The sequence below is a fragment of the Undibacterium sp. genome, from assembly GCF_030683615.1.
GTDB classification, from domain to species: Bacteria; Pseudomonadota; Gammaproteobacteria; order Burkholderiales; family Burkholderiaceae_D; genus Undibacterium; species Undibacterium umbellatum.
The window spans coordinates 253962-267051 of sequence record NZ_JAUXQE010000010.1 but is presented as its reverse complement, the minus strand read 5'-3'; the positions used below and the strand labels follow the sequence as shown (position 1 = coordinate 267051).

General features: G+C 48.7%; 12 protein-coding genes and 1 pseudogene. 8 read left to right on the top strand and 5 right to left on the bottom strand.

Annotation, left to right across the window (positions count from 1 at the left end; all coding sequences use genetic code 11):
* Together aceE and Q8K39_RS06810 are read right to left on the bottom strand one after the other, a co-directional pair.
* Nucleotides 1-872: pseudogene (gene aceE, locus Q8K39_RS06815) on the bottom strand (pyruvate dehydrogenase (acetyl-transferring), homodimeric type); the annotation flags it as partial.
* Nucleotides 873-1287: 415 nt separating this feature from the next.
* On the bottom strand, nt 1288-4077 hold the full coding sequence (locus Q8K39_RS06810) for a TonB-dependent receptor (RefSeq protein ID WP_305258910.1): 2790 nt from the start codon (nt 4075-4077) through the stop codon (nt 1288-1290).
* A gap of 344 nt (nt 4078-4421) precedes the next feature.
* On the opposite strand from Q8K39_RS06810, the gene folD reads away from it, so the two are divergent.
* The 6 genes from folD (at nt 4422) to Q8K39_RS06780 (ending at nt 10235) form a co-directional block, all read left to right on the top strand.
* Nucleotides 4422-5267, top strand: coding sequence for a bifunctional methylenetetrahydrofolate dehydrogenase/methenyltetrahydrofolate cyclohydrolase FolD (folD, locus tag Q8K39_RS06805; protein WP_186954788.1), 846 nt, complete (start codon nt 4422-4424; stop codon nt 5265-5267).
* Nucleotide 5268: 1 nt separating this feature from the next.
* Entirely contained in the window at nt 5269-7332 is a 2064-nt protein-coding gene (locus tag Q8K39_RS06800; protein WP_305258908.1) for a M3 family metallopeptidase, read from the top strand.
* Nucleotides 7333-7349: 17 nt separating this feature from the next.
* Nucleotides 7350-7949: a glutaredoxin family protein gene (locus tag Q8K39_RS06795; protein ID WP_305258906.1), complete on the top strand. Its 600-nt coding sequence runs from the start codon at nt 7350-7352 to the stop codon at nt 7947-7949.
* A gap of 6 nt (nt 7950-7955) precedes the next feature.
* Nucleotides 7956-8375, top strand: coding sequence for a DNA polymerase III subunit chi (locus tag Q8K39_RS06790; RefSeq protein ID WP_186954791.1), 420 nt, complete (start codon nt 7956-7958; stop codon nt 8373-8375).
* A gap of 1 nt (nt 8376) precedes the next feature.
* A complete protein-coding gene (locus Q8K39_RS06785; protein WP_186954792.1) occupies nt 8377-8775 on the top strand; it encodes a hypothetical protein in 399 nt (132 codons plus the stop codon).
* A 155-nt stretch (nt 8776-8930) separates the two neighbouring features.
* Entirely contained in the window at nt 8931-10235 is a 1305-nt protein-coding gene (locus Q8K39_RS06780) for a D-amino acid dehydrogenase (RefSeq protein ID WP_305258903.1), read from the top strand.
* A 16-nt stretch (nt 10236-10251) separates the two neighbouring features.
* Here Q8K39_RS06780 and Q8K39_RS06775 read toward each other — a convergent pair whose 3' ends face one another.
* Nucleotides 10252-10392: a hypothetical protein gene (locus tag Q8K39_RS06775; RefSeq protein WP_305258901.1), complete on the bottom strand. Its 141-nt coding sequence runs from the start codon at nt 10390-10392 to the stop codon at nt 10252-10254.
* 40 nt (nt 10393-10432) lie between these two features.
* On the bottom strand, nt 10433-10945 hold the full coding sequence (locus Q8K39_RS06770) for an Lrp/AsnC family transcriptional regulator (protein ID WP_186954794.1): 513 nt from the start codon (nt 10943-10945) through the stop codon (nt 10433-10435).
* Nucleotides 10946-11091: 146 nt separating this feature from the next.
* Here Q8K39_RS06770 and Q8K39_RS06765 point away from each other — a divergent pair, with 146 nt between their 5' ends.
* Complete coding sequence (locus Q8K39_RS06765) at nt 11092-12237, top strand: branched-chain amino acid ABC transporter substrate-binding protein (RefSeq protein ID WP_186954795.1); 1146 nt, start codon at nt 11092-11094, stop codon at nt 12235-12237.
* Between the two features lie 129 nt (nt 12238-12366).
* On the opposite strand, the gene Q8K39_RS06760 is transcribed toward Q8K39_RS06765, so the two are convergent.
* Nucleotides 12367-12675: a c-type cytochrome gene (locus Q8K39_RS06760; protein WP_305258899.1), complete on the bottom strand. Its 309-nt coding sequence runs from the start codon at nt 12673-12675 to the stop codon at nt 12367-12369.
* A gap of 130 nt (nt 12676-12805) precedes the next feature.
* Here Q8K39_RS06760 and Q8K39_RS06755 point away from each other — a divergent pair, with 130 nt between their 5' ends.
* Nucleotides 12806-13039, top strand: a complete 234-nt coding sequence (locus Q8K39_RS06755; RefSeq protein ID WP_305258897.1) for a TIGR04438 family Trp-rich protein — start codon at nt 12806-12808, stop codon at nt 13037-13039.
* Nucleotides 13040-13090 lie beyond the last annotated feature (51 nt).

The following is a 13090-nucleotide window of genomic DNA, read 5'->3' as shown; positions in this document are numbered from 1 at the left end:
CCACGGAAATCTGATTCCAGTTCCTGAATGATCTTGCCATTGCCACGTACCGGGCCATCCAGACGTTGCAGGTTACAGTTAACGACCATGACCAGGTTGTCCAGCTGCTCACGCCCGGCCATGCCGATCGCGCCCATGGATACTGGTTCATCCATCTCACCATCACCACAGAATGCCCAGACCTTGCGTTTTTCAGTATCTGCAATACCGCGCGCATGCAGGTACTTCAGGAAGCGTGCCTGGTAAATCGCCATCAACGGGCCCAGACCCATGGAGACGGTAGGGAACTGCCAGAAATCAGGCATCAGTTTTGGATGCGGGTAAGAAGACAGACCCTTGCCATCAACTTCACGACGGAAATGCAGCAACTGGTCTTCAGTCAGACGACCTTCGAGGAAGGCGCGCGCATAGATACCAGGAGAAGAATGCCCTTGAATGTAGAGCAGATCACCACCGTGATCTTCAGTCGGCGCATGCCAGAAATGATTGAAGCCTATGCCCAGCATATTCGCCAGCGAGGCAAAGCTGGACAGGTGACCACCAAGATCGCCATCCACACGGTTAGCCTTGACCACCATGGCCATGGCATTCCAGCGCATATAAGAGCGCAGGCGCTCTTCAATTTCCAGGTTGCCCGGGCAATGCTCACCCTGGTCAGCCGGAATGGTATTCACGTAGGCAGTATTGCTGGAAAACGGAATATGGGCACCACGGCGGCGCGCCAGGTCAACCATGCGCTCCATCAGGTAATGCGCACGTTCAGGGCCTTCGGCCTCTATGACTGCTTCAAGTGCATCCAGCCACTCATTTGTTTCAACTACATCGGGATCATTGGCGGCCTGGGCCAGCACCTGGTCTATCTGGGGTGACATAGAAGGGGTCTCCTGTTATTGCGCGTCAGGGTGAAACGCGCGGGGCGAATCGACAAATTACGGCTAGTTTTTTGTTCTCGCAAGTATTTTAACAGGACTTTTTATTTTTTCAAATAGCGATAAATGATTTCATAATGTGAAATTTACGCCGCAGCGCAGCAATTATGCCGACAGATTTCTTTATCTTCTCGATAAGCCTTCTATTGCAAGCATTCAGAAATCCTTGCTGTGCAGTGCAAAAACTGGGCATAACCAAACAAGCATGGATCTTGCTTGCCACTCTTACGCGTTTATTAATTTTTGCGAGAGGTATGCATTAGCGTTTTGTCTTTTTTAGCTCAAACAAAAAGGGCGATGAATAAATCATCGCCCTTAAAATCGCCTGAATCAGCGTAACACTTATTGCAACTAATTATTATTTAAACTGATATTTCAAACCAACTTTGAAGTAACGGCCAATTGCGCCGCTGCCGTCCATCGGGTTGTAACCCATGGAGCCGTAAGTCAGAGGATCCAGTGGTGCGACCTTGTCAAACAGGTTGGCGATGGAACCGAAGATTTCCAGGTTTTTCATTGCCTTGTAGCGGAAAGACACATCCAGAGTCGTGAAGGATTCCAGTGTGCAACCTGCCGGGGCTTCAGTGCCATTGGCAAACTTGTTGGAGCATGGCTGACCTTCTTCACCTATGTTTTTCAAGGAACCGCGATAGGCAACCACGCCAGTCACGTTCCAGTTACCCCTGTCCCAACCCAGCACAAAGTTGACTTTATCCTTTGGCGTACCTACGCAATTGGACGTGTCGCAGTTACCGTGGGTGCCAGCATATTGATGCTGAACCGCACCATCCACTCGCAACCATGAAATAACATGCGTCCAGTTGACGTCCGCAGTCAGCTTGCCATACTCGCCCAGATTGAAACGCTGTTTGGCATTGAAATCCACACCTTTGACTTCGGTGTAGCTGGAGTTGGCATATGGTGCTGCGCCACCGATGATGGTGCCTGTACCAGGAGTTACCACGCCATTGATGGTCAGGTTGTTGTCCTGACGCAGAACGCCTGGCAAGCTGGCTGCTGTCTGGAAGGACATGGAGTTGATTTCGTTGTTGCGACGAATCAACCAGCCGTCCACCGCCATGCTGGTGTCTGGCAATGGATCCCAGACCAGACCCAGGGTATAGCCCTTGGATTTTTCAGGTTGCAGATTAGGGTTACCTACTTTGAAGCCTGTAAAGGTCGTGTTGCAATCAGATGCCTGTGCGCCTGGCAGTGCTGTGCCGTTAGGGCAGCGAACCGGATCACGGACCGCAGCTGTACCGGCACTGAAACTCTCTGTACCAGATTCTGGCGCACTCGGTGCACGGAAGCCCTCAGAGTAAGTACCGCGCAGGGCAAATGTCTTCACTGGAGTCCACTTGGCACCAACCTTGGGTGTCACAGAAGAGAAGTGAGAGTATTTGTCGTAACGCAGAGCTCCGGACAATTCCACTGACTTGAGTACCGGTGCCAGCAATTCAGCGTAAATCGCAGAAACTGTTTCATCACCCTTGGCGGCCACATAGCTGCTGTTGATGGAACCGTCTCTGGAACCATCAAGGGATGGCATGTCATAGGATTCTCTACGATATTCAGCACCTACCGCCAGGCCCATCATACCGCCAGGTAAAGCCATCAATTCACGCGAAGCCTTGAAGTCGATGACATCCATTTTGGTGGGCGCATCGAGAGTCGCAGCCTTGACCATGGCAGCATACAAAGACGCTGGGTTTTTGCCAGCCTGAGCGCCGATATAGTAAGGGAAGTAAGGGCTCTTGGGATCACCCAGAGCAGATTTCAACACGTTCATATTGATCATGTTGGTGTAGTCCAGATGCAGCTTGGACTCTGAATGCAGGATGGCAGTGTCAAAATCCCAGCCGGCGACTGAACCTTTCAATCCTGCGACAGCACGATAGAATGAGTTGTCAGCGATACGGCGATTTGCGCCAACATCAAACATGGAATAACGCAGACGAACATCAGCACCGTACGGATTTTGCGGATGCGATGCCGACATCAGGATAGTATTGCCGTAGTTGATATTACCCGTTGGGCTTTTCGCGTTAGGCGGAAAGAATAAATTGGAAGATGTTGCAGGTGGAATGACAGTAAACGCTGCCTTGCGCTGGGAATAACCAAACTCCGCATATGCCTGCAAATCATCATTTAACTGCCAGGTGCCACGGGCAAACAGGTTCACGCCGTCGATTTGTGGCAGCATGGTACGGAACTGATCTGCGTACCACAAACAGCCACCACCCGGATCTTGCACTTTGGTGGTGGACAAGGACGAGCAGCCTGGCAGAGAGACATAGTTCAGTGTCTTGGGATCGCGCAGGGAACCAGCAGGATTTGGTTGCGCGCTGTTGTTACCAGCGATGTAACCAGAAGTGAAAGAACCCACCGTCACCATAGGATAACCCCAACGACGCCAGTCACCTGTACCAATCCAGTCACGGTCAGCGCGGTCTTTATTCATCAACTCATTGGACTTGTAAGCCTCGGCATTGAGGATGATATTGTATTTGTCCTTGTCGAGATTACCAAAACCAGCGGTGATGGAACCTTTAATCTGATTGGCGTCACGAGAACCGGAAGTGCCGGCAGTGGTGCTGACAGTCACGCCCTCATAATTCTTTTTCAGGATGATATTGACGACACCGGCAATTGCATCTGCACCGTAGATGGAAGACGCACCATCTTTCAGGATTTCGATACGCTCAACCACTTCCATGGGAATGGTGGAAATATCAGTAAAAGCTTTTTGACCGTCATCCGCGCGACCAAACTGCGCCATGCGGCGGCCGTTCAACAAAACCAGTGTGGAGGTAGCACCCAGTCCACGCAGAGAAATTGCAGTCGATCCGGCAGCAAAACCATTACCAAAGCTGGTTGGCAGCGAGCCAGCACCATCAGAAGTCAAGGTTTGCAGATATTCAGCAACAGTTGTTTTACCTGCCTTGTCGATATCGGCACGGCTAATGATTTGTATCGGTGAGGCAGTTTCAGCTTCTGCGCGTTTGATACTGGTGCCGGTTACTTCAACCCGCTGAACTTTGGCTTCTTCCTGAGCAAATGCTGGTTGCACGAGAATGCCCGCAGTCACCATCAGGCCACCAGAAAACATCATACGCAGCGATCTTGAAATTACTTTTTCTTTCAACATTTATTTCTCTCCTTAGAATTAGCCCTGCTGCTGCCCTGTTGCACCTTAACCAATCACAAAATATTTTGAAAATTATTTTTCACAACTGGTATCAAGCCATTCTTGAATTTTGAAGTCAATCACTCGTCAAAGACTGCATCCAGAAAACAACATACCACCGCAAACTCATAACTAAATCAATTTAAAAAATTACATAAGGGTAATGAAAAAGATAAATAAATTATTTAATCAATAAGTACACTGTTTTCTGAGTGATCAAAATCAAGATGCCCACCCCTTAGACTTAAGCCCTTGTGCCAGCATCATTTATAATCTTGACTTATCTCTTACTAACAAAGCCCTATATGACTGCCCAAATTATCAGTGGAACCGAGCTCTCCCTACAAATTCGTGCCGATGTCACTCAACGCGCGGCTACACTAACAGCCCAGGGCAAACAACCTGGCCTGGCAGTCATCCTGGTCGGTGAAAATCCGGCCTCACAGGTGTATGTGCGCAACAAGGTAAAGGCTTGTGAAGACTGTGGTTTCTACTCGGTTTTGGAAAAATATGATGCAGATTTGACTGAGCAGGCCTTGCTTGAGCACATTGCCCGCCTGAACAATGATCAAAAAATCAATGGCATCCTGGTACAACTGCCCTTGCCCGCGCACATCAATGCCAACAAGGTCATCGAAGCGATTGCGGCAGAAAAAGATGTGGATGGTTTCCATATTAGCAACGCCGGTCTCTTGATGACAGGCCAACCTCTGTTCCGCCCCTGCACGCCTTACGGCGTCATGAAAATGCTGGAATCGATCGATTATCCGGTACGTGGGGCGAATGCCGTGGTAGTCGGAGCCTCGAATATCGTTGGCAAGCCGCAAGCCATGTTGCTCTTGCAAGCGGGTGCTACTGTCACCATCTGTAACTCCAAGACCCGCGACCTGGCAGCACATACCCGCAATGCCGACATTCTGGTAGTGGCGACAGGCAAGCGCAATATCGTCACGGCAGACATGATCAAGCCAGGCGCTGTCGTCATCGACGTAGGCATGAACCGCGATGATGAAGGCAAACTGTGCGGTGACGTTGATTATCTGCCAAGTAAAGAAGTTGCGGGTTATATTACGCCTGTACCAGGCGGTGTTGGTCCCATGACCATCACCATGTTACTGGTCAACACCATAGAAGCTGCTGAAAGAATTTAATATGACTCAAGATAATCCTCTGCTGGACTTTAGCGATTTGCCACGTTTTGCCGATATCCGCGCCGAGCATGTTGGCCCTGCCATAGCGGCCCTGCTGGAGGAAAATCGTGCTGTCATAGCTGAACTTGAAAAAAACACTGGCCCGGTAACATGGGACAAGTTTGTAGAGCCGCTGGAAGATGCTGGTGAAAAATTAAACCGTGCCTGGAGTATCGTCAGTCATTTACACTCAGTTGTCGACACACCTGAAATGCGCGCGGCCTACAATGAAAATCAGCCGGCAATTACTGAATTCTCGACAGAGGTGGGGCAAAATCTAAACTTGTTTGCAGGCTATAAATCCTTGCAACAGTCTCCTGATTTCAGCAACCTGCCTCAAGCCAGAAAAACTATTATTCAGAACGAGATACGAGGTTTCCGCCTCAGTGGTGCTGAACTGGCTGAGGACAAAAAGCTCCGCTATGCGGAAATTCAGGAAAAACACGCTGCCTTGTCGACTAAATTTTCGGAAAACCTGCTTGATACAACAAATGGCTATAGCCTGTTCATCGAAAACGCCACTGATTTAATAGGCTTGCCTGAAGATGTAATACAAGCGGCAAAAACTGCAGCGGAAGCAGATAGCAAGCCTGGCTTTAAATTCACCCTGCAATTTCCATCTTATTTCCCCTTGCTGCAATACGCCGAAAATCGTCAGATTCGCGAAACGATTTATCGCGCCTACGCTACCAGGGCATCTGAACTTGGCATCAAACCGGAGTGGGATAATAGTGACATCATGGCGGAACTGCTGCGCCTGCGTAAAGAAGAATCATCCTTGCTGGGATACAAGAATTACGCTGAAGTGTCCCTGGTCACCAAAATGGCCGAGTCACCAGCCTTAGTCAATCAATTCCTCGAAGATCTGGCACAACGCGCCCGCCCCTTTGCAGAAAAAGATCTGGCAGAATTGCGCACCTTTGCTGCCGAAGAACTGGGCATCAGTGATATGCAGGCCTGGGATACTGCTTTTGCTTCTGAAAAATTGCGCCAGCAGCGTTATGCTTTTTCTGAACAGGAAGTCAAAGAATACTTCCCGGAACACAAGGTCATTGATGGCCTATTCCGCGTCATACAGACCTTGTTTGCTGTTGACATCAAACCTGATCAAGCAGGCACATGGCACAAGGATGTGAAGTTTTACCGGATTGAGAAAAATGGCTCACTGGTCGGTCAGTTTTATCTCGACCTGTATGCCCGCAATGGCAAAAGTGGTGGCGCCTGGATGAATGATGCGCGCGGTCGCAGATTGACGACGCAAGGTGTGCAAACGCCTGTTGCCTACCTGGTCTGCAATTTCAGTGCCCCCGTCACCATGAATGGTGTAGAAAAACCTGCCCTGTTCAGCCATGACGAGGTGATTACTCTGTTCCATGAATTTGGTCATGGTCTGCACCACTTGCTGACAAAGGTGGATGATCTGTCTGTATCCGGCTTTTCCGGTGTTGAATGGGATGCTGTTGAATTGCCTTCGCAATTCATGGAAAATTTTTGCTGGGAATGGGATGTGCTGCAGCACATGACTGCCCATGTTGATACCGGTGCAGCCCTGCCACGTGCACTCTACGACAAAATGATCGCTGCAAAAAATTTCCAGTCTGGACTGCAAATGCTACGCCAGGTTGAATTTTCTCTGTTCGACATGCGCCTGCATGATGCCTTTGAACCTAATGGCAAGCAAAGCGTGCAAGACATCGTCAATGAAGTACGCGCTCAGGTTGCTGTCATGCAGCCGCCGGAATTCAATCGTTTCCAGCACTCTTTCAGCCATATCTTTTCTGGTGGCTATGCGGCTGGCTATTATAGTTATAAGTGGGCAGAAGTTTTATCAGCCGACGCCTATGCCGCCTTTGAAGAACATGCAAGTGAATCAGGTAGCACCCTGTCACGTGCTGTAGGTGAAAAATTTCAAACTGAAGTCCTGGAAGCCGGCGGTTCCCGCCCTGCCCTGGCTTCGTTCAAGGCTTTCCGTGGTCGTGAACCCAATATTGATGCCTTGTTGCGTCACAATGGCATGAGTGCCTGAGTCTTTAGGAGAAAATGATGACATCCCATAAAAAGGTCCTGATCTGTAGCTTGTTTTCCAGCTTCTTCATGGTGGCGACAGCGCAGGCACAATTATATAAATCCGTCGGACCAGATGGCAAAGTCACCTATAGTGACCAGCCGCCAGCCAACCAGAAACAGGTAGAAAAGAAGAATCTGCCAGGCATCGCCGAGAGTAATAATTTCCCGCCTGAACTTGCAATCGTCGTCGCTAAAAATCCTGTGACACTATACACAGCAACTGGCTGTTCGCCATGCAATGACGGGCGTAATATGTTGAAAGCTGCGGGCGTGCCATTTTCAGAAAAAACAGTCAATACGGCTGCAGATCAGGAAAAGCTCAAGCAAGTCAGCGGCGATACGCAAATGCCTTTGCTGGTTATTGCCAATGTGAAGTTTCGCGGTTATAGCGCGGATGAATGGAAAGATGCGATCTCCAAGGCAGGCTATCCTTCCAGCAACAAACTACCCAAGGATTATCGTTACCCACAAGCAGAACCGGCTTCACCACCACCTCCGCCTCCTGCACCCAAGGCAGAACCGGCCAGGCCTGCTCAGCCAGCAACAAAGAAACCAGATACTGGTTTCCAATTTTGATCCGGCATGACACGCATCGATTTTCATAGCAACGTGGTGGACAAGTTCAACTACACTTGCCGCCTCATACGCAAGGCTTATGCCGCCAATTGCAAAATGGTGGTATACCACCATGATCGCGCCTATCTGCAAAAGCTCGATGACAGCTTATGGACGCTGACTGAAGCTGATTTTTTGCCCCACGTCATGCTGACTGATCCACTGTCAGCCATGACTCCCATCATCCTCAGTCACGACGAGCATGCCACTTGCCCACACTATGAATTGCTGATCAATCTGACGGCGGCAGCACCTGCCAATTTAAGCCAGTTTCAACGCATGATAGAAGTGATTTCTGCCGATGACGCGGACAAACTGGCCGGGCGTGAACGCTATCGCCTCTATCAGCAGCAAGGCTATACCCTTACCCACTCCGTGGCGAAATAAAATGAATAATCAAATAGATGCCAGCATTCCAGTATTGACTGAAGTCATCAAGCCGGAAGAACTGCTGGCCTCCACCAAGCCTGCGGCTACAATGGAAATCGCAAGCACAAATGCATCTCCATCAATTGAAAAAGAAACTGCCAGCAATAACTATCCTGGAAAAACAGAAGAAGACTGGCAGGCACTGGAACAAAGCCTGAGAGAGAACGTCTTGCGCCAGGTGTTGACGCGCATCGACTTTGTGCTGGAACACCGGATTCGTGACAATCTTGCAGATGTCTTGCAAATTGCAGTGGCAAATTTATCAACTGAAATACGTTCAGGTTTGCACAAAACCCTGGAAGAAGTAATCACGCGTGCCGTTACTCAGGAAATCACCAAGGTAAAAACACCTAAATAATCAAAATAATTAATAATATTTTTATTTTTAAACATAAAGAACAAATTTTCGTTTAAAAATAAAAATACTGAATGCATTTCTGATTACCTGCGCAAGCAAAGTATTTCTACAATCTCCTTCATCGCACATAAGATGAGACACAGGAGATTTACCCCATGAAAGTCATTGTTCTCGGTTCCGGCATCGTCGGCACGTCCTCCGCATGGTTTTTAAAAAAACAGGGTCATGAGGTCATCGTCATTGATCGCCAGCCCGGTGCCGCGCAAGAAACCAGTTTTGCCAACGGCGGCCAGATATCTGTCTCCCATGCCGAGCCATGGGCCAATCCATCGGCTCCGATGAAAGTCTTGAAATGGCTGGGGAAAGAGGATGCGCCACTGTTGTTTCGTCCGCGTGCCGAGTGGTTGCAATGGGTATGGGGCTTGAATTTCCTGCGGGAATGCACGCCTGGTCGCACCGCAGAAAATATCCGCCAGATCGTTGCCATTTCCGAATATAGCCGCCTGACGCTACGCAGTTTGCGGGAAGAAACCGGCATACAGTATGACAGCCTCAGCAAAGGCATACTGCACTTTTATACTGATCAAAGAGAATTTGATATTTCCCTGCCTGCGGCAAAACTCATGCGCGACCTGGGTTGTCCACGCGATTCTATCGATGCAGATGAAGTGGTACGCAGAGAACCTGCACTGGCAGGCATACGCGATAAAATCGTCGGTGGTGACTACACTGAAACCGATGAATCGGGCGATGTCTATCAATTCACCACAGGCCTGGCCGACATGGCAGCCGCGGCAGGTGTGCAATTCCAGTTCAACACCACGGTCACCCGTCTTCTGTCTGAAGGTACGGGTGCCAGCGCCAAAATTACCGCCGTAGAAATCATCGATGCGGCTGGACGACACAAAACCTTGCGGGCAGATGCCTTTGTTGTGGCGATGGGAAGCCACTCTCAAACTTTGCTGAAGCCTCTGGGCATCTCCTTGATGATTTATCCTGGGAAAGGATACTCCGCGACCTATCAAATCACCAACCCGGATCTGGCACCTGTCGTCTCCTTGACTGACGATGGCTATAAGCTGGTAGTGTCGCGCCTGGGTGACCGCCTTAGGGTGGCTGGCACTTGTGAAATCAATGGCTATGGCCGAGAACTGAATACTGCCCGTTGCGAAGCCATCACCAGACGCACCCGCGAGTTGTTCCCAGGCGCCTGTGACTATGAAAATCCCGTGTACTGGACAGGTTTGCGTCCACTGACACCGTCCAACGTGCCATATATAGGTAAATCCCGCATCAGCAATCTTTACCTCAATACTGGGCACGGTACATTGGGCTGGACCATGGGAGCTGGCTCGGGCCGCGCTATTGCAGACATCGTCTCAGGTCTGCAACCCGCCGTGGATTTTGCATTTACCGGTATGGAACGCAAAACGAACAAAAATTTACTTTTGCCTGCCTGATACAGCACCTCTCAGTTCAATACAAGCAGACGCAAAAAATAATAGCAGCTGCATCTCCAGCTAAAAACCCTTGTCCCGCAAGGGTAAAAACCCGTTTCCCCTCACGCAAGTTGCCAGATGGAATTTCTATCTGCACCAACTTGCGTTTTTTTGTCATCCATTTCCCCAGCTCTGCGTTTAAGGATAAACAGCCTGAGTCATTTGCCTTTGATACGTACAGGTAACTCTTCGGCTTTTTCATCAAACGCAATGCGTGTCGTAAATTTGGCACGCTTCATGGGGAAACGGGAATGGAAATGTCTTACATTGCCAGAGCCGGATATGGCGCGCCGCACAAACTGGTAGTAAGCATCCATGTCAATGATATGGACGACCAGAAAATAGTCATACTCCCCAGACACAAAATAGCACTGCATGACCTCGGCCTCCTTGTTCATGCGCGCTTCAAATTCACGCATGAATTCGTCCGACTGATTGATCAGCGATACCTCCAGAAAAGCCAGCATGCCATAGCCAAGGGCAAAGCTGTCGACCATTGCCACTTCTGCGCTAATGACCCCGGCTTCGCGCAATTCACGTATGCGGCGCAGGCAGGTAGGCTGGGAAATGTGTAGCTTGTCCGCCAGTACCCTGGTCGGGGTTTGATTGTCTTTTTGAAGGAGGTTCAAAAGCTTGCGATCAAGCTTATCAAGAGTGCGATATTGGGGCATATAAAAAACGTCTGTTTTGAGAAAAAACCACACAAAATAGCTTTGCGAAATATTTTTTCTGTTGTACCTTCTTGCTGTTCAGTTATCTGAATAAGTCAGAGATGCAGTATTGTTATCCTACTTTTTAATCCCTTAGGAGTATGTTCATGTCGTTCAAAACTAAAATGATTCCACTGGCTGGCGCAATTGCTTTCGCTTTCGCTGGTGCTGCGGCAGCTCAAGATCTGGTAGTAAAAATTGGTCACGTTGGCCCTATCTCCGGCGCGATCGCCCACTTGGGTAAAGACAATGAAAACGGCGCCAAAATGGCGATCGAAGAACTGAACGCCAAAGGCGTGATGATCGGCGGCAAGAAAGCCAAATTCGAATTGCTGGCTGAAGATGACGGTGCCGATCCAAAACAAGGCACAACCGTAGCACAAAAACTGGTTGACGCGAAAGTAAACGGCGTTATCGGTCACTTGAACTCCGGTACAACCATCCCGGCTTCCAAAATCTACAATGATGCTGGTATCGTTCAAATCTCCCCATCTGCAACTAATCCTAAATATACACAACAAGGCTTCAAAGGCGCGTTCCGTGTAGTGGCCAATGACGGTCAACTGGGTGGCACACTGGGCCGCTTCGCTGTACAAATCAACAAAGCGAAAAAAGTCGCTGTTATTGATGACAAAACAGCCTACGGTGAAGGTGTAGCTGCTGAGTTTATCAAAGGCGCCAAAGGCAAGGGTGCAGAAGTTGTTGTGCAAGAACATACAACTGACAAATCTACAGATTTCAGCGCCATCCTGACCACAATCAAAGCTAAAAACCCTGACGTTATTTTCTTCGGTGGTATGGATGCGGTTGCCGGTCCTATGCTGCGTCAAATGAAAGCGCTGGGCATTACAGCCAAGTTCATGGGCGGCGATGGTATCTGTACAGCTGACTTGGTTAAACTGGCTGACAACGGCATTGGCGAAGGCCAGGTAGTTTGTGCTGAAGCAGGCGGTGTTCTGGATGCTCAGAAGAAAATCAATGATGACTGGAAAGCTGCATACAAGAAGAAATTCGGTATAGATGTACAAATCTATGCACCGTATGTTTATGATTCAGTCATGGTCATGGTTGAAGCGATGAAAGCAGCGAAATCTGCAGAACCAGCAAAATACCTGCCAGAATTGAAAAAAATCAAATACAAAGGTGTTACGGGCGATATCGCATTTGATGACAAAGGCGACATCAAAGATGGTACTCTGACTTTGTACACATACAAAGGCGGCAAACGCGAACTGCTGCAAGTTGTTAAGTAATAGTTAACATATCAAAATTGCCAGCCAAGCTGGCAATTTTGATGAAAACAGCTCTTGCGAATAAAAAAACCTGACATTTGTCAGGTTTTTTTATTGTTTGATGCAGATCAAGGCAACTTCATTTAGAGCTTATTTCAAGCTCAAAATCCATTTCACCAAGGTTTTTGCCTCAGCTTCAGACACCTGGGCATTCGCAGGCATGGGAATTGCACCCCAAACACCGGTACCACCTTTGATCACTTTTTGTGCGAGCTTGGCTTCTGCCGTTTTATCATTTGCGTATTTCTTCGCCACTTCTTTATAAGAAGGACCCAGGACCTTGTTATCTACCGCATGGCAACCCATGCAGTTCTTGGCTTTAGCCAAATCTGCACTAGCCATTGCAGAGCCTGAAACCGTCACTGCCAACACAGCACCTACCAACAAAGAATATTTCATTGCTTTCTCCAGGTTAAAAACTGTAAGCATTTTACCGCCTTTTGTAGATTTTAACGTTTATCTACCTGCCGGGGTTGACCTGCAGTAAAATTAGTCTAGGACTGTTCCTTCCTGAAAAAGAAAGCATCTTATGTTTATCATCGTACCTCTATTTATTGTGCTGCTATTAAAAGTAGGAGATGTATGGATATTCGCCAACATGTCCTGGTGGTGGATTATCGGTGCAGCGGGAGCGGCATTTGTCTGGTTTGAATTCCTTGAGCGCATGCTTGGACTGGATAAGCGTAAAGACCATGCGCATTTTGAGAAAATCCAGAAAGAAAGAGTAAAGCGCACTTTTGACAAGACGACAAAACGACGCTAATGACGATGAAAGCAATATTTGCCGACAATGATTCACCAGGGCTATAGTCCC

Coding starts and splice junctions, on each gene's coding strand:
- Q8K39_RS06800 (WP_305258908.1), top strand. CDS start 5,269: ATGACTCAAGATAATCCTCTGCTGGACTTTAGCGATTTGCCACGTTTT.
- Q8K39_RS06775 (WP_305258901.1), bottom strand. CDS start 10,392: ATGACAAAAAAACGCAAGTTGGTGCAGATAGAAATTCCATCTGGCAAC.
- Q8K39_RS06780 (WP_305258903.1), top strand. CDS start 8,931: ATGAAAGTCATTGTTCTCGGTTCCGGCATCGTCGGCACGTCCTCCGCA.
- folD (WP_186954788.1), top strand. CDS start 4,422: ATGACTGCCCAAATTATCAGTGGAACCGAGCTCTCCCTACAAATTCGT.
- Q8K39_RS06785 (WP_186954792.1), top strand. CDS start 8,377: ATGAATAATCAAATAGATGCCAGCATTCCAGTATTGACTGAAGTCATC.
- Q8K39_RS06810 (WP_305258910.1), bottom strand. CDS start 4,077: ATGTTGAAAGAAAAAGTAATTTCAAGATCGCTGCGTATGATGTTTTCT.
- Q8K39_RS06795 (WP_305258906.1), top strand. CDS start 7,350: ATGACATCCCATAAAAAGGTCCTGATCTGTAGCTTGTTTTCCAGCTTC.
- Q8K39_RS06790 (WP_186954791.1), top strand. CDS start 7,956: ATGACACGCATCGATTTTCATAGCAACGTGGTGGACAAGTTCAACTAC.
- Q8K39_RS06765 (WP_186954795.1), top strand. CDS start 11,092: ATGTCGTTCAAAACTAAAATGATTCCACTGGCTGGCGCAATTGCTTTC.
- Q8K39_RS06770 (WP_186954794.1), bottom strand. CDS start 10,945: ATGCCCCAATATCGCACTCTTGATAAGCTTGATCGCAAGCTTTTGAAC.
- Q8K39_RS06755 (WP_305258897.1), top strand. CDS start 12,806: ATGTTTATCATCGTACCTCTATTTATTGTGCTGCTATTAAAAGTAGGA.
- Q8K39_RS06760 (WP_305258899.1), bottom strand. CDS start 12,675: ATGAAATATTCTTTGTTGGTAGGTGCTGTGTTGGCAGTGACGGTTTCA.